This window comes from Nocardia gamkensis NBRC 108242, assembly GCF_001612985.1.
GTDB lineage: Bacteria > Actinomycetota > Actinomycetes > Mycobacteriales > Mycobacteriaceae > Nocardia > Nocardia gamkensis.
The window spans coordinates 1-22,613 of the sequence record NZ_BDBM01000049.1; the positions used below are offsets into that span (position 1 = coordinate 1).

At 61.9% G+C, this 22,613-nt stretch carries 29 protein-coding genes; 12 read left to right on the plus strand and 17 right to left on the minus strand.

Annotated features, from left to right (window positions below):
* Positions 1–433: 433 nt before the first annotated feature.
* The 3 genes from NG1_RS28475 to NG1_RS28485 all read right to left on the minus strand — a co-directional run bounded on the left by NG1_RS28475 (position 434) and on the right by NG1_RS28485 (position 1,344).
* Positions 434–571 (minus strand): hypothetical protein, encoded by a 138-nt coding sequence (locus tag NG1_RS28475; protein WP_245660098.1) that lies wholly within the window; start codon positions 569–571, stop codon positions 434–436.
* Between the two features lie 72 nt (positions 572–643).
* Positions 644–1,111, minus strand: coding sequence for a hypothetical protein (locus NG1_RS28480; RefSeq protein WP_062975883.1), 468 nt, complete (start codon positions 1,109–1,111; stop codon positions 644–646).
* A 17-nt stretch (positions 1,112–1,128) separates the two neighbouring features.
* Positions 1,129–1,344 carry a hypothetical protein gene (locus NG1_RS28485; protein ID WP_062975884.1) on the minus strand — a complete coding sequence of 72 codons (216 nt, stop codon included), beginning with the start codon at positions 1,342–1,344 and terminating at the stop codon, positions 1,129–1,131.
* A 357-nt stretch (positions 1,345–1,701) separates the two neighbouring features.
* Here NG1_RS28485 and NG1_RS28490 point away from each other — a divergent pair, with 357 nt between their 5' ends.
* The 3 genes from NG1_RS28490 to NG1_RS37070 all read left to right on the plus strand — a co-directional run bounded on the left by NG1_RS28490 (position 1,702) and on the right by NG1_RS37070 (position 5,174).
* The gene (locus NG1_RS28490; protein ID WP_245660099.1) at positions 1,702–3,138 is read left to right on the plus strand and encodes a helix-turn-helix domain-containing protein; all 1,437 of its coding nucleotides are present in this window, start codon (positions 1,702–1,704) and stop codon (positions 3,136–3,138) included.
* Entirely contained in the window at positions 3,135–4,031 is an 897-nt protein-coding gene (locus NG1_RS28495; RefSeq protein WP_084499257.1) for a phosphotransferase family protein, read from the plus strand. The genes NG1_RS28490 and NG1_RS28495 overlap by 4 nt, the downstream gene beginning before the upstream one ends.
* An 81-nt stretch (positions 4,032–4,112) precedes the next feature.
* Entirely contained in the window at positions 4,113–5,174 is a 1,062-nt protein-coding gene (locus NG1_RS37070; RefSeq protein WP_157114279.1) for a hypothetical protein, read from the plus strand.
* Positions 5,175–5,176: 2 nt separating this feature from the next.
* Here NG1_RS37070 and NG1_RS37075 read toward each other — a convergent pair whose 3' ends face one another.
* The 3 genes from NG1_RS37075 to NG1_RS28510 all read right to left on the minus strand — a co-directional run bounded on the left by NG1_RS37075 (position 5,177) and on the right by NG1_RS28510 (position 6,273).
* The gene (locus NG1_RS37075; protein WP_157114280.1) at positions 5,177–5,773 is read right to left on the minus strand and encodes a hypothetical protein; all 597 of its coding nucleotides are present in this window, start codon (positions 5,771–5,773) and stop codon (positions 5,177–5,179) included.
* Between the two features lie 102 nt (positions 5,774–5,875).
* On the minus strand, positions 5,876–6,079 hold the full coding sequence (locus NG1_RS28505; RefSeq protein ID WP_062975934.1) for a hypothetical protein: 204 nt from the start codon (positions 6,077–6,079) through the stop codon (positions 5,876–5,878).
* Between the two features lie 5 nt (positions 6,080–6,084).
* A complete protein-coding gene (locus NG1_RS28510; protein ID WP_062975890.1) occupies positions 6,085–6,273 on the minus strand; it encodes a hypothetical protein in 189 nt (62 codons plus the stop codon).
* Positions 6,274–6,338: 65 nt separating this feature from the next.
* On the opposite strand from NG1_RS28510, the gene NG1_RS28515 reads away from it, so the two are divergent.
* Positions 6,339–6,959, plus strand: coding sequence for an NUDIX hydrolase (locus NG1_RS28515; protein ID WP_245660100.1), 621 nt, complete (start codon positions 6,339–6,341; stop codon positions 6,957–6,959).
* Between the two features lie 413 nt (positions 6,960–7,372).
* Here the strand turns inward: NG1_RS28515 and NG1_RS28520 are convergent, their stop codons facing one another.
* The 3 genes from NG1_RS28520 to NG1_RS28530 are packed head-to-tail and all read right to left on the minus strand — an operon-like array spanning position 7,373 to position 9,761.
* Entirely contained in the window at positions 7,373–8,026 is a 654-nt protein-coding gene (locus tag NG1_RS28520) for a hypothetical protein (RefSeq protein WP_245660101.1), read from the minus strand.
* Positions 8,027–8,034: 8 nt separating this feature from the next.
* Positions 8,035–9,174, minus strand: a complete 1,140-nt coding sequence (locus NG1_RS28525; protein WP_062975896.1) for a radical SAM protein — start codon at positions 9,172–9,174, stop codon at positions 8,035–8,037.
* Positions 9,171–9,761 carry a hypothetical protein gene (locus tag NG1_RS28530; RefSeq protein WP_245660102.1) on the minus strand — a complete coding sequence of 197 codons (591 nt, stop codon included), beginning with the start codon at positions 9,759–9,761 and terminating at the stop codon, positions 9,171–9,173. The genes NG1_RS28525 and NG1_RS28530 overlap by 4 nt, the downstream gene beginning before the upstream one ends.
* A 282-nt stretch (positions 9,762–10,043) precedes the next feature.
* Here NG1_RS28530 and NG1_RS28535 point away from each other — a divergent pair, with 282 nt between their 5' ends.
* Positions 10,044–11,483, plus strand: coding sequence for an NsdA family TPR-like regulatory protein (locus NG1_RS28535; protein ID WP_210749986.1), 1,440 nt, complete (start codon positions 10,044–10,046; stop codon positions 11,481–11,483).
* Here the strand turns inward: NG1_RS28535 and NG1_RS28540 are convergent.
* Complete coding sequence (locus tag NG1_RS28540; protein ID WP_062975900.1) at positions 11,472–12,290, minus strand: alpha/beta hydrolase; 819 nt, start codon at positions 12,288–12,290, stop codon at positions 11,472–11,474. The genes NG1_RS28535 and NG1_RS28540 overlap by 12 nt on opposite strands.
* A 490-nt stretch (positions 12,291–12,780) precedes the next feature.
* On the opposite strand from NG1_RS28540, the gene NG1_RS28545 reads away from it, so the two are divergent.
* The 4 genes from NG1_RS28545 (at position 12,781) to NG1_RS37090 (ending at position 15,571) form a co-directional block, all read left to right on the plus strand.
* Positions 12,781–13,140 carry a hypothetical protein gene (locus tag NG1_RS28545; protein ID WP_062975902.1) on the plus strand — a complete coding sequence of 120 codons (360 nt, stop codon included), beginning with the start codon at positions 12,781–12,783 and terminating at the stop codon, positions 13,138–13,140.
* 203 nt (positions 13,141–13,343) lie between these two features.
* Positions 13,344–13,613: a hypothetical protein gene (locus NG1_RS28550; RefSeq protein ID WP_062975904.1), complete on the plus strand. Its 270-nt coding sequence runs from the start codon at positions 13,344–13,346 to the stop codon at positions 13,611–13,613.
* A gap of 147 nt (positions 13,614–13,760) precedes the next feature.
* Entirely contained in the window at positions 13,761–14,672 is a 912-nt protein-coding gene (locus NG1_RS37085) for an S-4TM family putative pore-forming effector (protein WP_168434058.1), read from the plus strand.
* Positions 14,673–14,692: 20 nt separating this feature from the next.
* On the plus strand, positions 14,693–15,571 hold the full coding sequence (locus NG1_RS37090; protein ID WP_157114282.1) for an SMODS domain-containing nucleotidyltransferase: 879 nt from the start codon (positions 14,693–14,695) through the stop codon (positions 15,569–15,571).
* A gap of 21 nt (positions 15,572–15,592) precedes the next feature.
* Here the strand turns inward: NG1_RS37090 and NG1_RS36000 are convergent, their stop codons facing one another.
* From NG1_RS36000 to NG1_RS28555, 3 genes are all read right to left on the minus strand, one after another.
* Positions 15,593–16,591, minus strand: a complete 999-nt coding sequence (locus NG1_RS36000; RefSeq protein WP_168434057.1) for a restriction endonuclease — start codon at positions 16,589–16,591, stop codon at positions 15,593–15,595.
* A gap of 153 nt (positions 16,592–16,744) precedes the next feature.
* Positions 16,745–16,870, minus strand: a complete 126-nt coding sequence (locus NG1_RS39125) for a helix-turn-helix domain-containing protein (protein WP_084499259.1) — start codon at positions 16,868–16,870, stop codon at positions 16,745–16,747.
* A gap of 340 nt (positions 16,871–17,210) precedes the next feature.
* A complete protein-coding gene (locus tag NG1_RS28555; RefSeq protein WP_062975906.1) occupies positions 17,211–18,428 on the minus strand; it encodes an epoxide hydrolase family protein in 1,218 nt (405 codons plus the stop codon).
* 103 nt (positions 18,429–18,531) lie between these two features.
* Between NG1_RS28555 and NG1_RS28560 the strand changes: the two genes are divergently transcribed.
* Positions 18,532–19,098, plus strand: coding sequence for a CGNR zinc finger domain-containing protein (locus NG1_RS28560; RefSeq protein ID WP_062975916.1), 567 nt, complete (start codon positions 18,532–18,534; stop codon positions 19,096–19,098).
* Between the two features lie 54 nt (positions 19,099–19,152).
* Here the strand turns inward: NG1_RS28560 and NG1_RS28565 are convergent, their stop codons facing one another.
* A complete protein-coding gene (locus NG1_RS28565) occupies positions 19,153–19,689 on the minus strand; it encodes a hypothetical protein (RefSeq protein WP_062975938.1) in 537 nt (178 codons plus the stop codon).
* A gap of 234 nt (positions 19,690–19,923) precedes the next feature.
* Here NG1_RS28565 and NG1_RS37100 point away from each other — a divergent pair, with 234 nt between their 5' ends.
* A complete protein-coding gene (locus NG1_RS37100) occupies positions 19,924–20,079 on the plus strand; it encodes a hypothetical protein (RefSeq protein ID WP_157114284.1) in 156 nt (51 codons plus the stop codon).
* Positions 20,080–20,166: 87 nt separating this feature from the next.
* On the opposite strand, the gene NG1_RS28570 is transcribed toward NG1_RS37100, so the two are convergent.
* Together NG1_RS28570 and NG1_RS28575 are read right to left on the minus strand one after the other, a co-directional pair.
* Positions 20,167–20,595, minus strand: a complete 429-nt coding sequence (locus NG1_RS28570; protein ID WP_245660103.1) for a DUF2511 domain-containing protein — start codon at positions 20,593–20,595, stop codon at positions 20,167–20,169.
* Between the two features lie 109 nt (positions 20,596–20,704).
* Positions 20,705–21,157 carry a hypothetical protein gene (locus NG1_RS28575; RefSeq protein WP_062975920.1) on the minus strand — a complete coding sequence of 151 codons (453 nt, stop codon included), beginning with the start codon at positions 21,155–21,157 and terminating at the stop codon, positions 20,705–20,707.
* Positions 21,158–21,293: 136 nt separating this feature from the next.
* Between NG1_RS28575 and NG1_RS28580 the strand changes: the two genes are divergently transcribed.
* A complete protein-coding gene (locus tag NG1_RS28580) occupies positions 21,294–21,920 on the plus strand; it encodes a TetR/AcrR family transcriptional regulator (RefSeq protein WP_084499260.1) in 627 nt (208 codons plus the stop codon).
* On the opposite strand, the gene NG1_RS28585 is transcribed toward NG1_RS28580, so the two are convergent.
* Positions 21,904–22,569 carry a TetR/AcrR family transcriptional regulator gene (locus NG1_RS28585; RefSeq protein ID WP_062975921.1) on the minus strand — a complete coding sequence of 222 codons (666 nt, stop codon included), beginning with the start codon at positions 22,567–22,569 and terminating at the stop codon, positions 21,904–21,906. The genes NG1_RS28580 and NG1_RS28585 overlap by 17 nt on opposite strands.
* Positions 22,570–22,613: the final 44 nt, after the last annotated feature.

The window sequence follows — 22,613 nt, forward strand, 5'->3', positions numbered from 1 at the left end:
AAACACTCCTATTTAATCACAAAAACAAAAATAGTCAATAGGCGACACTTTGAAATGGCTGACCGGGTAAGTCGGACGACTCTGCTCCATCGGGAAAGCGTAAACAACCAAAATAGGGGCCGTATCGCGGATGCGATACGGCCCCTATCAATTGGGAATGGTTTTATAGCTCATCATCCTCCACAATCGGCAATACCTCCGTATCATCCTCATCACTCCACCAGCGCACCGGCAGAGGTGGCAGTCGCCGGACGCCCTTATCTTCTTCCTCTTCGCTGTACTCCTCGTCCCATGGATTCTGGCTCGGCATCCTCCCCGCCCGGTGCCGACCGGGATGCTCGTCCGAACTCCAGTACGCCCCAACCCGGTAACACAGCACTGCCGTGAAGATCACCGAGCCGGGCCACAGAATCCAGACGAAGAGTCCCATCACTCAGCAGTCGTCCTCGACCAGCAGCAAGTACGCCGCCTCAAGGTGCACGACGCACTCATCCGGGTGGTGGCGCCGATGAATCTCCCGCAGTTCCTGAGCCCGCAGGACGGTCAGCTCCATCAGATGCGCGTGGCACATGAATTCAGCGAGTTTGCCGTCAGCTTGGACGAAGGTCCTGTGGTTCAAGGGTTCTGGCACTGCGACCCCCGCTCACATATCCGGCGGCAGTCGCCGCCCCGTTGTCAGCTCCGCGACCAGGCAGTTGTAGGCGTCGCTCATCCGAGCCACCCAGTAGGCGTCTTCGTGTGCTTGGCTGTCCAGATAGTTCAGCCAAAGCTCGGCCAAGCGCGAAACGACCAAGCCGACAGTTTCGGTGTGCCAGACCCCGGCGACATGCTTTCGACTGCGGAGTACCGAGGCCACGATCTGGTCAATCGCAGCGGCGAGTGTGGCCAGCTGAACTTCGGCGGCGTTGTAGTTCTTGACCATTTGCCGAAGAGCGTTGGAGGACAACAAATCCGGCTCGTTGAGCTTGCGGATAGCGTCGCGCCGCTTGTGGTGCACGGGGATCATGGCCGAGGCGGCGTCAGTCAGCTTGACCAACGGCGACGTCACCACGTCACCTCGGAAGGCACGTTGAAGATGCTCGGCGTTCGGAAACAAGGGCAGCTCGGTCATCACAGCGACAAGACCCTTCACCGGGGTTTGCTCGTGGAGGGCACGACCCGGCCGGCGTCGCTGAGAGCCTGAAGCGCTGCCGCTTTACGCGGGCATTTCTTGGCGCGGCAGGCCACATGAAACTGCATCACGGTATGCGCCTGTCGGACAGTGAACGGTGCATCCGGAGCCAGATGGGTTTCCTGCTCGGTCATGTTGGCGAGTTGGTGGATGGCGAGCGTGCTGTACGGCATGGGCTGGTACCTCTCGAAGTGATGTGGCCAGAGGCACCCAGTACCAAGGGCTTTCGCCACCTGCCCGGCTCACCGGGGCGGGTGCGCCGCCCAAGGGGACGGCGTCGGCTTGGTACCGGGTGCCAGGTTCAACCGTTGCCGATCGGGCCAATCCGCCGATATGCCGTATCCTGTACCGCCCCCATGCATTCCGGGCATACGCGCGTCGTATCGCGTCGGTCGGTGATGCCGTCCATAACGCCGGATGACCAGCGGTTATGCGATATACATGGAACGTATAGCCCGTGTGTCCAACCGCTGGTAATGTCCGCCCGACCAGGGAAAACGGCGCATGACCCGACCGGACCGAGGGCATTGATGACGCGGGCACCCAAACCGCAGCGGTATTGCACACGTTGCGGCAACCGGCTGAACAGCTACAACGGGCAGACCTTCTGCGGCCCCTGCGAAGCCACGTTTCGCGAGGAGATGGCACACCCGCCGCAAGTCCCGTTCGGTTTCTGGCAGTCAGACCAAATACGCGATGCACTCGCGACGTGGCACATGGGCCGGGTTATCGCTGCGTATCGGACACATCCGTACCACGGCAGAACACTGCCGCAGGAACTGGTCGCCAGCTGGCTCGGACTGACGCAAGCCCAGCTCAGCCGTGTGGAGAAGGGGCCGGCACCCGAGTACCTGTCGAAGCTGATCCGATGGGCCCAGGTCCTTGGTATCCCTGGAGACTTGTTGTGGTTCAAGCTGCCCGGTACGTCCGCCGCTACCCTCGATGATGTGAAGCGCCAAGATTTTCTCCGCGCCGCGCTTGGTGTCACGGCCGCCGGAGCTGCTGCGCCGCTGATGGAGCTACTGAGCACGATCCAGCCCACGCCCGTGCCGTCGACGGTGGGCGCCACTGAAATTGAACAGATCCGCCGAACTGCCCGCGAGTTCAGCACCTGGGATCACGCTTACGGCGGCGGGCTTGTTCGTGAAGCGGTTGGCGCGCAACTTCGCTACGCGGTCAGCTTGCTGAACGCTCACTGCTCAGACCGACACCGAGCCGAACTTCAAAGTGCCGTCGGCTTCCTCGGACACACAGCGGGCTTTATGGCCTTCGACGCCTACGCTCATGCCGATGCTCGCAGTATGTTCCGTCTGGCTTGGACCTGTGCCGAAGAAGCGAGCGACTGGCATCTTCGAGGCAAGGTACTGTCCTCGATGGCCCGCCAAGCCGTTTGGTGTGGCAATCCTGACGATGGACTGACCTACATCGAACTCGCGATGGTGCGCTCGGATCGTCTGACAGCAACCGAACGTGCCATGTTGCAGTCCGCTAGAGCCCGGGCACTAGCGAAACTTCACCGTGTCGAAGAGGCAATGTGGGCAGTCGGCCAAGCTGACGACGCATTTTCTCAGGCCTCGCCGCAGGATGATCCGCCATGGATGTCGTACTACGACGCCGCACAGCACTCAGGCGATACTGGTCATGCCCTGTTTGATCTGGCCGTACAGGGCCGGTTTGCCACCGAAGCGAAGCAGCGGCTCCAGACTGCTGTCACCGGACATACCGACACGTATGTTCGGTCTCGTGCGATTTCCGGCATCAAACTGGCGTCGCTCACCATGGCAACTGGTGATCCGCTCGAAGCCGCCACGTTTGGCAATGCCGCGCTGGTCGACGCGGGGCATATCCGCTCACGCCGGGCTGCCGATGATCTGCGGGAACTGGCGAGGTACTCCAAGCAACATCGAACGGTGACGGAAGCCGCCGAACTGCGGACGCGCATCGACAGTGTCGTGGCAGGGGTATGAGCGAGACGACCGGAGGCGATGCGTCCGCGGTCCTTCGGTCAGCCTGTCTTGTGGCTGGAGTTGATCCGGTCGACGCTGAACTTCTGCGACACGGCGAAAATGTCATCTACCGGCTTCCTGGTGGCGTGGTCGTACGGATCAGCCGGCCGGGACAACAGGCTGCCGCTTTGCGTGAAGTGATAGTCGCCCGTTGGCTAGGGGCGTCAGGTGTCGATGCCGTACAGGTCGTGCCGGGTATCGAACAGCCAGTGGATATTGACGGACGAGCCGTCACGTTCTGGCGCGAGTTGCCGCCCCATCATCACGGCAGGCCCGCGCAGGTGGCTGGTGCACTGAAGAAGCTTCATGACCTGGCGCCGCCAACGACGTTCGACCTGGGAACGCTCGCGCCGTTCGTCCGGTTGGAGGATCGGATCGACGGAGCAAATTTTCTGCCTGACGATGACCGGCATTGGATGCGCGAGCACCTGGCGGAGTTGCGCCAGCGGTGGGACGAGCTGCCAAATGGCTTGCCGTGGTGTGTTATTCACGGTGACGCCTGGGTCGGCAATGTTGTGACCGCTGATGACGGCAGGGTGATCCTGCTGGATCTGGAGCGAACATCGCTCGGGCCGCCGGAGTGGGACTTGGTACATACGGCGATCAAGTGGTCGTCGTTCGGCTGGATCAGCGCGAAACAGTACGGCGAGTTCCGCGATGTATATGGGTATGACGTCACGGCGTGGGAGGGCTTCGACCTGCTGCGGGACATCCGGGAGTTCCGGATGACGACGATGGCGATGCAGGCGGTGAAGGCTGATCCGGAGTGGCGCGAGCAGACCGAACTTCGACTGAGGTCTATCCGTGGTTTTGAGGGATTACGGCCGTGGTCAGGCTGGCATGCCTTGGAATGAGCGCATGAGATCGCTTGGAAGCTTCGCCTCGTGGATTTTCGTGGAATAACGACGGTGCTAAAATAAGAGCAGGAAGTTGGCATGACTGATCCACAAAACGAGTCATCAGATGAGACAACGCGCAAACTGACGCCCGAAGAGATGCGGGCCTTTGAAGAGATGCGCAAGTCGATTATTTCTAAAATGTCCGGCATGAAGCTTCCGGAGTTGACGTTCCCTTTTCCGATCATAAAGTTCGAGTCGCCGTTGACTGATGCGATCGAACGGATTAACTCCGCCAGGACAAGTTCGCTTATTGATCTATCGCGATCATTGACGGCTAATATGCCAAAATTTCATCTCGACCTACCGGCTCTTAGTATTGACTATTCCCGCCTGTTTGGACCTACTCAAAATTTGCAAAATCTGGTATTGCGACACCAGGTTGACACGGCTAGTCTGGATGCTTTTAAGCGCATTTATGAAGAGCAGCGGCGGCAGTTCGAGAGCATTCTTGATCTCAGCTCATTTCAGAAGATAGTAGATTCATACTTTCCTCCAAATTGGCGTGGTGCGAAGTTTGACGACACATTGGATCTTGAGCTGCTGATCCTTGATGAGGGGCTTGCCCTGGGGTGGGTACCTGATGCAGACCTACTTCAAAAATTGTTTGACGCATCGACCCGACAGGAGCGCCGTAGGCTGCTGGGTCGGCACTGGAAGTCTATTTTGAAGTCCTGTCGGTCAAATCTTGTGTCAGTAGATGACTCTGAGCTTACGAGCTATCGAGATTTTGCCCTCAAGGCGATAGATTCACTGGAAGCGGGTTTCACCGAAGGTGGGCAGGCCCTAGCGGCAAATCTGCTTGACACTATGCTGCGTGAAACCCTGGATGGTACCGACCGAAGACTAGTGACCCATCAAGGAAATCGGCTAGATCTCAACAGTTTGCCATTTCGCGCTAGCATTGTCTTTGGAGGCATCTGGGGCTCGTTCACCGAGTTCTGGGCCAGTCGCGGAGATGAGGTGCCCCGCGCCTACAGCCGACATGCCAGCGCTCATGCTGTTGGTAGGCGTCAATACTCGCGTATCAACGCTGTCATTGCAATCATGCACGTCACCGCCTACATCAAACTGCTCGAAAGTGGTGACCTTAATCCGTAATCTCACCGCTCCCGCCCATGCGGATCACGAAGGCTCACACCGGCGGCAATTAGCGCTTTGCCGACCGTGGTGGGGCTGAAGCCGAGCTTGTCGCCGATCCATGCGAGGGAACGACCAGAGCGGTAGAAGTCGACGGCCTCACTTACCTGCCGGTCGCTGAGGCCTTGGCGGCGGATGCTCGCGCCTTCCTCACGGAGGATTTTGAGGATGGTCCCCTTGGCGAGCTTGTGGTCGGTGACGAGTTGGTTGGAGCTGATGCCGCTCTCGTACTTGGCAACGATCTGGGCGCGTTCGTCTTGGCTTACCCGGCGCTTGAGCGCATGACGATGCGGCGCAACGGGTTTGGGGTGACGCGGTACGATAGAGGCAAGGCGATCCTTCAGGGCCTGGAAGCGATCCCGTAGGTAATCCTTCCTGGCGTAACCTCCTACGAAGTCCACCAAAAGGTCTTTCAGCGACTCGCCACCTCTTCGGGTGGCGAGTTCTGTTTCCGGCAGCTGCCGCTTCAGCACATTTCGTGCCAGCATCGCGGCTGTACCGGGTTCTTCACCTCGCTGCACGACCGTAGCTCCGGTTTGTACGGCATCCAACTCGGCCAAGGCCGGTTGTAGCTCATGTCCGGTGATCTACTCGTTGAACACACATATCTGCTTGGAGATGTACTCCACACCAGCGTTCAGATTCTCGGCCGGCGACATCGCTCAGTCACCGCCTTCGATCAACAGTATGTACGCCGCCTCCAGATGCACGATGCATTCGTCCGGATGGTGGTGGCGGTGGATATACAGCAGTTCCCTGGCGCGTTTCACAGTGAGATCAAGCAACTGCACTTGGCACATGAATTCGGCCAGCATGCCGTCCGCTTGGACAAAGGTTCTGTGGTTCAGAGGTTCTGGCGTAGCCATCGGCATCAATCCCGGAGCGCCGCGTAGGGCAGGAGCGGCAGATCTTCCCGCACGTTGTCATCGACGGTCATCGTGAGCCTCGGACAGTACTGCGCCAGTTCATCGGCAACGTTCCTGGCCTGTGTGGCGCCGGTTTGATAGTCCAGCCGCAGCGCACCGGACCCGATGTGGATGTGCCGCAGGTCTTTCATCATCTCCCCGTTCCTCCCGTTGGCGACCGGGCCGCTACACGGCGGTCCCAGGGTCGAGCCTGGTCCGGGTGGCCGAACGGTTCTATACCGGCGGTTGCCCTGCGGGTATGCGTCCGGCACATATTCGGCAAGCTAGCCGCGGATTAGGCTCGGGGCGCTTCATGAGCTTCAGCCACCGGGACGCGGCATCAACGACAACATCTAAACGAAAGGAAGCATCTATGAGTAGTACGGCAACCGAGACGATCCAGCATGCAAAGCCACAGCGGCACAAGGTGACTGGCGACGTTCACTTGGTGCTGCGCTGTGGTGACACCGTCCTCTACGGGCAGCGCTACAACACCGGGTTCGAGGACGGCGCATGGCACTTGCCCGCCGGCCACCTGGAGGCTGGCGAATCCGTCGTCACCGCTCTGATCCGCGAAGCCGCCGAGGAGATCGGCGTGACGATCAGGCCGGAAGATGTGCAGTTCAGCCACATCATGCACAACTCGTCGTCCGGTGGCCGTATGGCGATCTTCTTCACCGTGACGAACTGGCAGGGCGAGCCGACGAATTGTGAGCCCGATAAGTGCAGCGCGCTCGACTGGTTCGCGCTCGACGCTCCGCCGGATCGCATGATCGACTACTGCCGCACCGCGATGCGGCACATCGCCGAGGGCACACCGTTCTCGGTCTACGGTTGGTAGCGCTATGACGCTCCAATCCGGCCCGGTGGTGTGCATCAGCTACCTGGCGCTGGCGGAGCTGTGGAACCTGCCCCCGTTTCCGGTAGTGAACCATGGGGCGGAGATCCGAAGTATTCAGACCGGCGCGGCCTGGGTGGTTGCGACGGGGGGAGCGTTCTCCTTGGTCTCCGTCATCAGGTCGGAAACGGTGTCCATGCCCGGCTTCCCAGTGGAAGTTCGGCATGCCCATTGTGCAGGGGCAGCCTTCTCGGCGGGTTTGCTCTACGGCCTGCGGTCCGGATGGACGATGCATCGTGGCATGCTGATTGGAACGGCCAGCGGGGCGCTTCGGTGTGCACGACACCAGAGTGCCCCGCTGCCGACCTTGGCCGAGCTGCAAGCGTTCATCGCCTCGCGCTCGCAGTCCGTCGCAGCTAGAACAACTGCCACTCGTCCAGGCAGCCGATGACTTCTTGCAGCCTGGCAGGCGTCATCCGCTTGCGGAGCGCATCTTCTGCCGATTCCTGCGTCGCGCCGTACTGCCACCACGCCTCGCCCGTCTTGCGGTCCATCACCAGGAACTTGTCTTTGACCGCCGGGCCGCGGACTACCAGCGACACCGTGTACGGCTCTGCCACGACAGCGTGAACCATCGTGTGGTGCAGGGCGTAGGTCGTGCCCACCGGCTCCTCCCGCGCTTGCAACACTGGCAGTTTCATGGGCTCGATGTGCTCGTCTACCTCGGCATTCCCGAACAAATAGTGCCGATACCGGCCACGCAGGATACGGCTGGCATAGCACCAGCGGTGGTTGTGCGGCCGGTCGAAGTAGCCGGGCAGGAAGACGTGCAGCCGGATACGCACGCCGTGCTCGTCATCGGTATGCAGCACGATCTTGTCGAGGATGTCGTAGTGCTCGCACAGGGTGAGTAGTTCGGGCCGGTCGGGCAGTTCATCGAGCCGTGCACGCACAATCCGGGGTTCGGCGGCGAGTTCGTTCAAAGCCTCGCGGCAGTTGAGTTCAACGTCATCGATGTCGTTCCAGTCGATCCAGCACAGGTTTTCGGCGATCCGGTCCATGTCGTCCATCGGTTTCCTCATTCTTCGGGTTTGGCGCTGGACTTCCACAGGCGGCAGACCGGCACGATGTCGTCGTATGCCTCGCAAGAGGCTTTGCCCATCACCAGCTCCTCAGCGGGGCAACCGCCCATGCACGCGCTGACTTTGCAGCCGCCGCAGGAGCCTTCGGCTAGCGCGCTGGTAAACAGATCGAACTCGTTGGTGTTGTGGTTGAGCTGGACATGCCCGTCGACCATCTGGGCGAAGTACAGGTCGGTGTCGAACAGGTACGAGCAGACGTAGCAGCGGCCATCCGGAAAGATCGAGATCCGGTCCAACGTTCGGCCGATGCACCCTTGGTAGCCCTCGGCCGCGTAGCGCTCCATCTGGTCGCGCCGGGCGTAGGTCGGTTGGTACCAGACCCGCGTTTTGTATTCCGGTGCAACTTGATTGAGCCGATCGCAGAACGTCACCCATTCCGGTGGCGTCATCGCCATCTCGGCATTGCCGTGGCCGGTGCCGATGGTCGAGAAGACGTGGAACTTCACCAGGCTCGCATCCAGCACGTCCGCGATGTCAAGCAGCTGCAATACGTCTCGTTCGTTGGCCTTATTCACCGTGCAGATAATCCGGGTGTCGAAACCACGCTCGGCTAGTTCGCGCGTGGTCTCCATCGCGTCATCGAAAGTGCCAGCGCCGCGCACGGCGTCGTGTGTCTCCCGGCTGCCGCCGTCCAAGCTGACCTGCACGTACGCGAAGTCGTCCGGTGCCAGTTGCCGAAACTTCTTGAGCGCGGATTTCTGAGCATTCGTCGTGGTAATGACGTGCTCATAGCCGAGCTGGCGGCTGAGTCGCACGGCTTCGCAGTAGTACGGATGCAGCGTCGGTTCGCCGCCGAGGAGGGTGAGCTTGCTGCCGCCCAGCCTGCGCCAGGTGGTCAGCGTCTCGGCGATCTTCGGCAGCGGCATCTTGAGCGCCCGCTCCAGCCGCTCGCCCATGTAGCAGTGCTCACAGCGCAGTTGGCAGGCTTCGGTGATGTAGAGGTAGACGTTACGGAATCGGCCGTAGGCCACGCGGTCGATGCGCTCTGGCGCGGGGAGGCCGATCCGCCGCGGCATGCGGGCGTGGCCGTAGCCATCACCTCGGAGGCCGGGCGTTGGCAAGGGGACGGTCGTCATAGTGATCTGCTCCGTGAGATAAGAAGAGGGGCAAGCAGTTCCGCTGCTCCGTCGATCGTGTTGGTGGTATCGAGCTGGGTGACGGTGATCCCGGAATCGGTAAAGCCCGCTCGGATTCCGGCTGCCGTGTGGTGGTAGCGCTGCATCCGGGCTTTGAGCAGCCGGGGTGAATCACCACGCCGGGGATGCAAGAGGCTGCCGCAGTGGGCGCACTGCCACGGGTCGTCGCTGCTCGGAATCGCCGGCAGCCGCGGATCGGAGATCGGGTCACGCTCGCAGCGGTGGCAGACCTTGCGGTTTCTGGCCCGCTGCTTGAGCGTCCTTACGTCCGTGACCACTTCGATGGCTTCGATATGTGGCGTCGGGGTGAGCATCCACAGCGTGGTCAGGAGTTGGTCGACCTGGTTGGCCGATCCCGGAAAGTTGTCGAGCAGGACGGTATGGACGTCGGGGTCATCGTGGGCAGCTTTGAAGTAGGAGCGCAGCGCCTCGGCCACGGTGAACTCGTCGATCCAGCCGAGTTGTTCGCTGCTGGTCGCCGTCGCGGCCAGCACCTCCTTGGAGACGTGCTCGCGCAGCCGGAACACCCGGCGCCCTGATGCCGATCCGAGACGCAGTGTCAGGGTTGTTTTGCCAGCGGCGGGTGGCCCGAAAATCGGAACGACGAGGGACAATGCCACGGTCTACCCCTTTCCCTAGTGGACCTTTGGGTGACTGGGTAAGGGTCAGCCGACTGCGCAAAAACGGCCACGACGCGGGGGTATACGCGCTATGTATGAAACGTATAGCGGCCAATGCGAAGCCCTGGTACGGTCACGCGACCAGGGCAAACGGCGTACCAACCCCAAGAGACCCCAGGGGAAACAAACATGAAACGGGCATCCCAGGAGCAGCGCTACTGCGCCCGATGCGGTTCCAGGTTGAATCGCTACAACCCCAAACCTCTTTGTGCCCCTTGCGAATCTGCATCTCGCGGTGAGCGGCAACAGCCGCCGAGCGTTTCCAGTGATTTCTGGCAGACCGACCAGATCCGCGATGCCCTCGCGACCTGGCACATGGGCCGCGTGATCTTCGCCTATCGGACGCATCCGTACCACGGCCGACCACTGCCGCAGGAGCTTGTTGCCAATTGGCTCGAACTGACCCAGGCGCAGCTCAGCCGAATCGAGAAAGGCCCGGCCCCCGAACAGCTCTCGAAGTTGGTGCGGTGGGCACAGATCCTTGGCATCCCGGCGGAGCTGCTGTGGTTCAAAATGCCATCGCCGGTTGGTGGTGTGACGGCAGCGGAGCCATCTATCTCGCGCGGGGCTAGTGAGAATGCCCTGCTACTGGCTCGCTGGTTGGCTTCGGATGGAGCCGACGCTCCTCCGGTCGGTAATGCCGACGAGCTTCAGCGTGTCGGCGCGGCGCTGGACAATGCGCATCGCTACTTCGACGGGCCTGTGGCGGACTTTTTCCGCCAGCAGCTCGTCCGATGCAAGGCGGACGACGGCACTCTTGGTCCTGCGGCGGCGCTCCCGTTGGTTCTGGGTGTCCTCGGGGCCATTCGCCGACACAGTCGCGATGCCAAGCCTGAGGTCCGGCGTCAGCTGCTGGAGGTCGGGGCCGATGGTGCCGAATTTGCAGGCTGGCTCTACCGCGACCTGCACGATCCGCTGACCGCGACGTTCCTGTACGACCGCGCAATGGAATGGGCACAGGCGGCGGGCAGCTTGCCGCTCCAGGGCTACGTCCTGCTCAAGAAGTCCCAAATGGCCTACGACACGCAGGATGCGGGCACCGTGCTGTCCCTGGCGCAGGCCGCCAGCACCGGACCGTGGCAGCTCCCGCCTCGTGCTCAGGCTGAGGTAGTACAGCAGGAAGCACTCGGCCTTGCCATGACCGGCGAACCGCTGACCGCGGTCGAACAGCATCTCGGTCACGCCCAGCAGTTGTTATCTGCTGCCGAGGATGCCGGTGGGGACGGGCTCGGAGCCTACTTCAATCAAGGCACACTGCTCGTCCGCTCCGCCTGTTGCTATACCGAAGCGGGCAAGCCACACCGGGCGGTGCAACTGTTCGGTGATGTGCTGGCGGGCGGCACCCTCTCCAAGCGCGACAGCGGCCTGTTCGGGGCTCGGCAGGCCAAGGCGCTGGCGCTCGGCGGTGAACCCGATGAAGCGGCGACCGTTGCCGCCACGGCGGTCACTGTCGCCAGGGAAACCAGATCCGAGCGCACCATGAACGTGGTGGTCGAAGTTGTGCGGGCACTCGACCCGTGGCGCAACCGGCCGAGTGTCCGGATGCTCAACGACGTCCTAATGCCGTAGCCATTGCGCCACGATGCCGATGACTTCGGCCTGGTACTCCTGGCTCTTAGGTTCGAGATACTGCGGATCATCATGGACGGCGAAGCCGTGCTGTGAACCGTCGATCTCCACCAGTTCGACAGGTGCGGTGAACTGAGAAACCGCGGCGCGCGAGCCGTCGATCGGCACCAAGGTGTCGGCATTGCCGTGGACAATGAGAGTTGGTGTCTTGATCTCGCCGAGCACCTCGTTCGGCTTCAGCCAGAACACTTCGTTCAGGAGTGGACGGCCGTGCTTGAGCGTCGGTGTGAACTGAATGGCGCCGGTCTCGTTCAGTTCGCGGGCAGCCTCGTCGTTGATGACGTCGTCCGTCCAGTACGGCCGGGAGTCGATGGTTCGCTTCTTGTAATCGAACTGCGGATTGAGCAGGACCAGCCGCGCCAGTTCGTCCGGACGTTTGGCGGCGTAGTAGCCGCAGATGCCACCGCCGAAGCTCGCACCGAGGAGGCTCAGCTCGTCCGCGCTGGTGGCCTCTCGGAGGTGCGCCAGACTGACGCGGATGTCGTTCAGGATGGTGGAAAGCGTCAGATCCTCTTGTCGGCCCTCGCTCTCGCCATGACCGCGAAGATCGAAGCGAAGCGAGGCGATGCCGACATCGGCCAGGCCCGCGGCCAGGCGAGTGAAGAAGCCGCCCTCCTCGCGGGTGACGCCCCCGCCGTGTACCAGCAGGACGGCACGCGCCGCTGGTTGCTGGGGAGTGACGAGGGTAGCTGCAAGGTGGAGGCCGTCGAGTGTGCGGATTCGGGTGGTGGCGCTGGCTGAGGGCACCGAATCAGTGAAGCAGAGGTACGCATCTGCGACCAGGCGGCGCTCACGATGTAGGACGAGAGCGCAGATCCGCACCCCGGCGCGGATTTCGCCCTGTATCGCCCGAGCGGCCCCATGTTGGGCTGGGCCGGCCATTCAGGCGCGTGTCGGCCCGTCAGCCCCGGTTCCGGGCGCAGGTGGCTGGCATGTGGTGCGTTCTACAACAGGAAACTTGGCGCCATGGCCGGCGCGATCTACAGGGCGCAGCCAGCGTTTGGGTATGTCGTTTCGGTCATCGCCGCGCCCGACGCGCCGCCCGATCGGACGATTGAGCCCGACACGCAGGCGTCATTAACTAGGGACGGTTCTTAGGAGTCACCGATGCCTCCGCCGGAGCGACCGTTGCCATCCCCTAGCAGTCGGTCGCCCGCGGACGGCAGCTCGTCGGTGTCCTGCGGCCGTTCCCGTAAGCACACCAGCGCTTACCGGCCGCTCGCACCGAGGAGGAGCGATGTCCACACCCGATGGAGGCAAGGAGATCACCCCTGCCATCCGTATCGACACCGCCAGGCACGCCCAGCTCACCTGGATCGCCGAGTTGCGTGGCAGCACCTTGAAGCAGGAATGCTTCAAGGCTGTCGACGCCTATATTGAGGCCGCCAAGCAGGATCCCGACCTCATGGCCAGGGCCAACGCCGCCCGTGCTGCCATCGAGAAAGAGGTCCGCGCTCGGCAGGCAGCGATCGACAACCTGTTCATCGCCTCGCCACCACCACCGCCAGCTCAAGACGAGCCGGATGTGACGGAAACCGACACGGACAGCGCACGTCGTCCACGTGGGCGCCGAGGACAACAGGCGGGAGGGGAATAGGCGGACAGCTTTGCTGCGCTCAGCGCCCCTGGTGAGCGGTCGGCGGATAGCAGCCGAGGAAATTCCTCGCTGCTATCCGACCGGCTTACCGCTGCACATACTGTCTGAGCCTTCGGGAGTGATCTAGATATTCGAATTCCATATAATAGAAGTATATGACCGAAGAGCAATTCAATAACCAGGTTGCATAACTCTACGATTATATGGATAAGCGCGTTGACAAAATCGAAGCCGAGCTCCAAAAGAAAGCTGATAAGAGCGAGATCAATGGAATCTATGACAAACTGGATGGCATCATCGGCCGTCTTGGTGACGAAGAAACCGAACGTTTCGCGATTATGGCGCAGCTGCAGCGGCACGAGCGTTGGCATCGCCAGGAAGCCGAGCACACAGGCTTGACGCTGCAGCCTGATGCGTCGGCGGCTGTTGCTAGATCACCTCTTTCGATGGTCTCTGACGGAGCCTCCTATTGACCGGCTAGATATACCAACTGGTCGGACTATATTCCTCTGGAACGTGTCGGTGCCTCATGCGAAGATGCAGCAAACGAGATCGTGCCTGGTGGTGCGGCACGCAGAAGTAGATACTTACTGGAAACGGAAAGGTGGGCAATCGTAGATATGGCGGTAGGCGCAACAGAGTACACACCTCCCAGCGGGAGGGAGATAGGTGACCGACAGAACAGCAGAGACGCACTGCGCCTGCTCTTGGCACAGCGAAAGCTGTATTCTCAGTCGAAGCGCTGGCTGGCTCTCCGTTGGCTCGGCATGTTGGTGATTGCGCTAGCTGCACCGCCCATTGCTGTCATTTGGCCCAACCTGGCGGTCGTCGCCGGGGCAGTCGCGGGTGGGTGGATATTTATCGGTCGCACTGCGCTCTTCCAGCTTGAGCAAAAAACGGTCGAACGTGCGGCATCGGTACAGGAAAGGTTCGATTTCACGGTCTTCGGCATGCCTACGACTGGAATTCGCTCAACCCTGCCCTCGCTGGAGGATATCGCAAGCCTTGCGGGGCCTGACGGAAAAATAGCTGACCGCGCCAGGAAAGGAAATCTTAACGATTGGTATCCGATTGATGTCAATCAGTCCGGCCTCAAGACAGTTGCGGTATGTCAGCGCGCGAATGCGTCGTATTCGGATCGTCTTCTTAATATGACTGCCCGGGTTTGGGTGGTCACATTGACAGTTTGGATCGTTGTGCTGATAGTTGCGAGCCTCGTGCTGAAACTGTCTCTGTCGGCGTTCTTGCTCGGTGCGATGCTGCCGCTGCTGCCAGCTTTTCTTGATGTTTGGGAATATTGGAGAAGCATTCGTCGCGCAGCTAAGGATCGGCGAGACTTAGCAATGACAATTGAAACCAGATTGGGTGGCAGCAATCAGCCGGTCGATTCGCAAGATCTGCTGGTATGGCAGGAGAGAATCTTCGATCTCCGTAGAAACGCGCCACAGGTGCCCGACTTCATATACAAGATCACACGGAAGCGGAACGAGGCTGCGATGCACACAGCCGCTGATCAACTTAACCAGGCATGAATAGAAAGGTGTAGATAGAAATGGCACTGACAACAGCGCAAGCGTTCAATGATTTTTATACGGCAATCAAGGAGGATGAAAGTGTTACGCTTCGAGTTAAGGAGCGCAAGGAAAAAGTTGTTGATGTTCTGAAGATAGCCTTCCCGGCGACCTCGACGATGCGGTATCAGTCGACAAAGGTGATCGGCTCACTCGGGCGTCACACGGCGAGTAAGCCGTTCGAGGATATCGATTTGCTGGTTCACCTTGCTGTGGATAGTGATCTGTGGGCGAGCAAGTATCAGTACGATTCAAGCGACTTTCTATACCGTGTGCGTAATAGCCTTAATGCTACGTCGACAGTGAAGAAAGTGGGTGCTCGTGGGCAGGCAGTTCGGCTGTTCTACTCGGACGGATTAGAGGTGGATGTCGCCGCAGTTATTAAATATACATCCGGTGCGTACGGTATACCCGACGGCTCCGGGAAATGGCTTACGACCAATCCGATTGAGCACGAGCAGTACATGTACAGGCGAAATAGCGAGCTTGGGGGAAATCTTAAAAGGTTTGTCGTGATTGCGAAGCAGTGGAATAGAGCGCACAGCGCACGTCTGTCATCTTTTCACATGGAGATGCTGGCTGCCCGAACGTTCGCGACATTGGGTACAAATAGCCGCACGGCACTTCGCATATTTTTCGATCATAATCACAACAGCCTTAGCGTCCAGGATCCTGCGGGGCATGGTGGCGATTTGTCGAGCTACCTCACGTACTCTGCGCGCGACGCGGTGAATACGTCGTTGAAAGCTGCAAGGGATCGGGCTGATCTGGCGATTGCAGCCGAGAACCGCGGTGAGCATAAAGAATCAATCCGGCAACGGGGTATCGTGCTTGGCTCTCGATTTCCCAGCTACGGATAGAATTTATCCTATGTCCATTAGTCATGGTGTCAGTGCTCGGAAAAAATCCATCAATTGTTCGTGTATCAACCTGTAAGGGTCGCGGCCATCGTCTACTAACCGTGCCATCTCTACGAGAGAGTCGTCGTCCAAAAAGACAATAACTTTCTTCTGACGGAGCCACGCTTTTCTCCGTGCGGCGAGGGCCTGATCGTTCGGCCCTTTTCGAGAAACAAGTATCCCGAACATGCGGAATGCCTCTGGCCACAGATACTCATCCAACTGTCGCACCTGCGGTGGACCGACGCTGTCGGCGTAGTTTTTGAACTCCGCGACAACGAAATGAGTTTTATATGTAGTGCGTACTTGTGACCAGGGCGAGTCGGTGTAGGGTATGTCGAAAATGGCGTCCATTATATCGAGGTCGTCGTCAGTGCGACTTTGGAGTACGGGAGGATCTAAGTACTGCACGTAGATCTCTGTAAGGACCTTTGCAGCCGTGTCCTCGTATAGTTTCCACTTCTCCCGCCCAGGAGGAATGGCGGCAAGCTCTGCCGTAACACGACTTTCCAGCGATGCGACTGGCGGTTCTTCCGGTTCGCGCAGTAGGTCGTTGAGATCTCTGTCCCGTGCTTTCTTCGCAACTATTGATGCAATATCAGCATGAACTGATAAAAGGTGCTGGACATAGGCCCGATCCCACAAAGTTACGCCATGCACATGCAGAATTGCGTCGAACGCGCGGGTGAGATCAGCAGAAGTGATGAGCAGAACGTTTGCTTCGGGGAATTGTTCGCGAAGCCGGGTGGCAGCGTTAACTGTGTGTCGCGCTTGAGAGTTGGCAGTCCGAGCATGGCGCCAATGTTTGATGATTACAAATGTTTGCTCATCATTGGGAGAGTTTGCAACTACATCGACTCCGCTATCGAAGCCTTGGCGGCCGGGTGCTGGCCGTGAGGTTACCTTGTACGATTCGCGCCGTAGCAGCATGATGGCAAGCGCTTCAAAGGTTTGCCAATCCAACGAATCGAGATCCAGCAAGTCGGCCCTCCGTGTCTGTTGCCTGGCTCGTCGTTGGCTCGGAGCACGCGCCAGACGACGAACGTCCTCGGTGAGCCTACGGCGTGGGGCAGTGTGGTGGCGAAACATGCACGGGCGCCTGCTATCTATCCCTCCCCTGCGTATCCCGCATCCTTACGCCAGATGGTTGCTCACAGTGCTCCGGTCGATCCCGAACTTCGTTGCCAGCTCGTACACCGTCATTCCACTGCGGTAGTCCTGTGCCAGCGATTTCCGCTCCTCTTCGGACAGCCGGCGCATCCGCTTCGGTGAGGCGGTAGTCAAACCTCTTGGTGGCACCCCGTCTCGTACATCATGCTCGGCATCGGCCACCACCTGTACAAGTGCCTGACCAGGGGTTTCGTTGTTTGACTGTCGCCTCAGGAAGCCCACTCACTGGCGAAGCCGCAGGTCATCGACCTGCGGCTTCGTCGTTGTGTGGCATCGCGCGAACAACATCACGGTGGTTGTGTGTTGTTCGTCGTCGAGCCGTCCAGGGCCTCATGGGCGGCGCGCTTCGGGCAGGTAGGACGTAAACGCTCGCCGGGCCGAGCATTTGGCGCAGCTCAGATCCTCGGACCGATTCCGGGCACGGCCGCGTTCACCGATTAGCGGCCAGCACTGCTGCGAGGCCTTCTTGCAGGTCCTTGACGAAATACTCGGGGACCTCCAGCGACGGGAAATGGCCCCCGGTTTCGGGTGACCTCCATCGGACGATCTGTCGGTACCGCTGCTGTGCCCAAGGGCGCGGACACTTCTCGATGTCGCGGGGATACATAGTGAGTGCCGAGGGGACGTCGACCCGAAGTTCGGGGTCGAGCGAGTTGTGGCTCTCGTAGTAGATTCGGGCCGATGACGCGCCCGTCCGTGTCAGCCAATACAGGGTGACGTTGTCGAGGATGCGGTCTCTGGAAATCGTCTCGAACGGGCTGTCTTCGGTATCGCTCCACTCGGCGAACTTGTCGAGGATCCAGGCGAGTAGCCCGACCGGTGAGTCGACGAGCGAGTAGCCGATGGTCTGGGGCCGGGTCGCCTGCTGCTTCGCGTAGGCCGCGCGGTGGCGCGTCGACGATCCGTTCCAGAAGTCGCGGGTTTCCTCGATCCATTCGCGCTCCACCGCCGTCAGCCCGTCCGTTGTCAACCCGGGCGGGGCCTGCGCGAATGTCGTGTGGATGCCGAGAACGTGCGCCGGGAACCTGCCGCCGAGAACCGTGGTGATATTGCCTCCCCAGTCGCCGCCGTGGGCCGCGAACTTGCTGTAGCCGAGCCTTCCCATCAGTTCCACCCATGCGGCCGCGATCTTTTCGGTTCCCCACCCGGTGGTGGCCGGCTTGTCGCTGTAACCGAAGCCTGGTAGCGACGGAACCACGACGTGGAACGCCGGCGCGTCCGCGTCTTTCGGATCTGCCAGCTCGTCTACTACATCGATGAACCGAGCAATGCTGTCCGGCCAGCCGTGCGTCAAGATCAGAGGAGTGGCGTCCGCGCGCGCGGATCGGCGGTGCAGGAAGTGGATTCCCAGATCGTCGATGGTCGTGCGGAATTGGCCGATTCGGTTGAGACGCTCTTCGAACGACCGCCAGTTGTACCCGGTGCGCCAGTAGTCCACGACGTCGACGAGGTCGGCGAGAGGAACGCCCTGGTCCCATCGGCGAGGGTCGGGGGCGGCGCGATAGACCGTCTCGGCCTCCGGTAGCCGCGCCGCGGCTAGTCGCGCGCGCAGATCGGCGAGGTCGGCGTCACTCGCGTGGGCTTCGAATGCTTGCACACCGACGGGGTCGGGCGGGAAAACCGGATCGAGGTGGCCGAGTGCGGGCATGAGACCTCCTGGTCATCGCGGAACCGGCTACGGCATATCGAGAACCGGCTAAGACGGTTCTAACATGGCTCCGCGTCGGGCTGCAACCAGCTAAGGTGGTTCCATGCCTGCTGGGCCTCCTGACTTTCGCCTCGGTAACGTGCTGGCGACCAGCTTCACGGGGACTCTGTCGGAGCGTCATGGCGACCCGGTGGAACGCATTCCCACGCCGCAGCGCCTCGTCGACTGGCTGGTCGTGAACGGCTTGGCCGTGGACTCCTGCACCACCGCTCAGCTCGAACTCGCCCGGGAACTGAGGGAATCGATTCACGCCGCCGCGACAGCGGCCGCGATTCATGACCCTCTGCCTGCGTCTGCTGTCCGAGTCATCAATGACCGCAGCATGGCGGGTCGGGCGGCGGCCATCCTGACGCCCGAGGGCAGTCGTCGATGGCGACTCGGCTCGGCTTCCTGCGTGGAAGATGCCCTAGGCGTGATCGCCGCCGACGCGATCAGCATCATCGCAGGCGAACGAGACGGAAAATTGGCCCTGTGCGCATCGCCGACCTGCCGAGCCGCCTTCTTCGACACCAGCCAGAGTCGCACCCGCAAGTGGTGCGACATGAACACGTGCGGGAATCGTCAGAAGAAGGCGCGCTTCAATGCCAACCAGCGCAAAAACAAACGCTGAATGCCAGGTGGCTTTGATGCCGTGCACCCGTGTCGGGCAGAGCGGCCCGGTGGCTCAAGCAGTGGCGCTGCGCAGGGCGAACCAGCCGGTGGCGGGGTCGGCGAAGCCGTGGTACATCAGGCGGACTCGCTGGTCCACCTCGAAGAGGCGGTAGACCGCGAGCATGGCGCGGGCGGTCGCTTCCTGCTGGAAGTCGTCGATGCGGCGGTAGCCGATGGGGTGTTCGGGGAGCAGGGCCAGGCGGGTCAGTTCGGTGGGGTCGGTGATGTCCAAGCCGATCGGCGCGGCGTCGGTGATGTGGTGGTCGTGCAGGATGTCGTGGACCTGATGGGGGTCGGGGCGGCCGGTACGGAACTCGTGCAGTTCGGGACGTAACCCTGGGTCCCCGGCTGCCGGTTCGTTCTCGACCAGGTCGATCACCTCGGCGTCGGGGGTCAGTGCGCCGGTGTCGGTGGAGAGCGGGGTCTGCTCGAGTAGGTGCAGCATATTGCCACCGGGGATCAGCGGCTCCGGTGCGAGGAACAGCGTCACCGTTGGGCAAAGGCAACCTGGGCCGACCAGGCAGACGCGCAGATGGAACGAGTCGGGCATGCGGCCCTCCTGCATGGGGCGGGCCGGATGCACCGGCCCTCGCTGGATCGGGACTTCGAGTTGCGCCGATCGCGAAGCTGCCGCGGCGCTTCGACGGTCGACCGTGCCGCAATTCCCCAGTCTAGGAGCCGGGCACGGCGCGCGCACCGCCATCACCCGCTTTCGTCGGCGGATCCGCCGAGCGCCGCTATGTCCTCGGATTCGGCCGCTCGTACACGACTGGATATCCCTGCTGTGCGATGGTCGTCATCATGGTCTCGCATCGGCACCGACTGGACCGTCGAGATCGATGGCAAGAAGTACACGCCGCAGGAGATCAGCGCGCGCACGCTGATGAAGCTGAAGCGCGACCCGAGATTCCACTCTCCGTATCGACTCGGGCAGCCGTGAACGCCTGAGCCGCGACGTTCAGCGGGTGATGCGGCCACCCGCGTCCGCGCGAAGAGGCTGCGAGGGGCCGAGGAAAGCTGCCAGTCGTCAGCCGGAAAGACGGCAGAGCGCGAGGGTTTTGCTACGCATGGCTCCGAGGCTGATCTTGTCGCCTCCGGCACCGGTGGCGCGAAGGGGTTCGATGTTCGCGATTCCGGCGGTGGAGGCGTTGTCGTTGAGCGCGTAGGCGGTGCCGTCGGGGGCGATGAACACGGCGAGGTCACTGGGCCGGCATTCCAGGGTGCCGTGGTCGACGGTGAGCGGCCACAGGTAGCCCAGATTCTCGCTGCTGATCGCCTGACTGCTGGAAGTCGGCGTCGGGAGGGGTGACGGAACCGGGTGCGCGGGATTCTTCGGACCTGACCCGCCACCGCACGCGGAGGTCGCCAACGTGCCTGCGATGAGACCGGTGACCAGCATCCGCCGGAGATCCCCGCGGCGAGTATCGAGATCAATGCGCTTTTCCGACACGGACATCCGTGTATCCCCCCTTTTGCGTCGCGCCGACTCGAGGCGCTCGGAACGCAGCCTACTGGCGGAAACCGACGCAGCGCCAGGGATGCGGCGCGGTGGGCGGAATCGAACCTCAGTTGATCTTGATCTCGACCGGCGGGGCCGCCAGGTGCGGGTAGTCGGTTGTCACGTCGACCTGTACGCGGCCGGGGCCGGTGGGCAGGGCGGCGAAGACGGTTCCCGGTGGCTGGTTCCCAGCCGTGTCGTCGCGGATGGGGACGGCCACGGTGCCCGCGGCGCCGGTGTCGAGGTTGCGCCAGTTGGCGAACGCGGTGAAGGCGCACGGCGTGTCCACCGGGGTCTGATTGACGAAGCTGATGCCGAAACGGGCCGCACCGGGTGTTCCGGTGGGTGAGGAGACGCCTGCCCGGCCTTCGCCGTAGCAGATATCGCCGAAGGTGTAGACCACTCCGATGTTCACGAACGCGGGTTCATCCGCCGTCGCCGGGGCCGCCGACGCGGCGAACCCGCCGAAGCACAGCGCCGCGACCAGGGCGCTTCGTCCCGCCGGCTGTCTGCCCAGCACTGTCGATCACGCTCCTTCTTCGTCGAATCGAGCACTCTCGGACGGCCATTGTGCCCCGCCGGGACCGTTCGCGGTCCGATTCCCGCGCATCGTCGCCGCGGTATGCGCGGGACCGTGACCGGCCTAGCATCGGTACGTGGAGCGAGGATCGTTGCTGAAAGCGCGGGCGGGCGGGAAACTGCACGGCGGTAATCACGGCATCGCGCCGGAAGACGTGGTGGCCGCGCAGCGGGCCCGCATGCTGGTGGCGATGATCGAGGCGGCCGCGGACAGGGGCTACGCGGCGGCGACGGTGGCCGACGTGCTGAAACGGGCCGAGGTGTCGCGGATGACCTTCTATCAGCATTTCGCGAACAAGGAGGCGTGCTTCCTCGCCGCCTACGACATGGCCGTGGAGATCGTGATGACCCGGATCGCGGGAGCGCTCGCGGCCGACGGAACGCCGCTGGAGCGGATAGACCGTGCACTCGACGCGTACTTCTCCACCCTCGCGCAGGAACCGCAGGTCGCGAAGGTCTTTCTGGTCGAGGTGTACGCGGCGGGCAGGTCCGTGCTCGAGCGGCGGCTGGCGGCCCAGGCCGCTCTGGTGGACGGATTCGCCGCGGCGCTCGGCGCGGCCCGGCCGCATCAGCGGCTGGCGGGCGAGGCGGTGATCGGCGCGGTCGTCTCCTTGGCGACCAACCGCGTCGTCGCGGGCGACTTCGCCGCGCTGCCCGGGTTGCGCGAGCCGCTGATGTCGTCGTTGATCAGGAATCTGGTGTGAGGCCGGACAGTCGCGCGGCGACCGCGGGCAGCCGATCGAGCATCGCCACGGTGAAATCGCCGAGCAGCGCGATCAATCCGTCCCGGTCGACGTCGAGTCCGCCGTCCAGCCAGACCATGACCAGTTCGGCCGCGCCGCCGGTGATCAGCTGGGAGGTCGCGGCGATGGCGGTGTCCTGACCTTCGGGCAATTCGAGCACCAGGCGCGTCTGCTCGATGATGACGTCGGCGACCTGGCGCATGCCCGCGAACCTGCTGCGCATGAGCGCCTCGTCGCCGTAGGTCTGGGCGAAGGCCACCTTCGCCCGCCGCGGATCGTCGGTGAGTTCCACGATGAGGGCCGCGACCCCGGCGCGGATCCGGTCGGCGGGCGTGCCCGCGGTCTCGGCGATGGCGGCCTTCGCCCGGTCGAGTGCCGCCTGCTGGATCTCCACCAGCACGACGGAGGCGAGCGCGTCGCGGTCGGGAAACGCTTCGTAGAAGAAGCGCGGGCCGACTTTGGCCTGTTCGCAGACCCCGCGCACGGTCAACGCCGACAGTCCCTGAGTGCCGATGATGTCGAGGGCGGCGTCGAGCAACCGCCTGCGCCGGTCCTCACGGCGCTCGGCCGCGGAGGCTCCGCGGTAGGTGCCGCTGACGGTTCGGGTCACCTCGCAAGCTTGGCACAGTCAAAATTGGGAAACAAACGTTTACG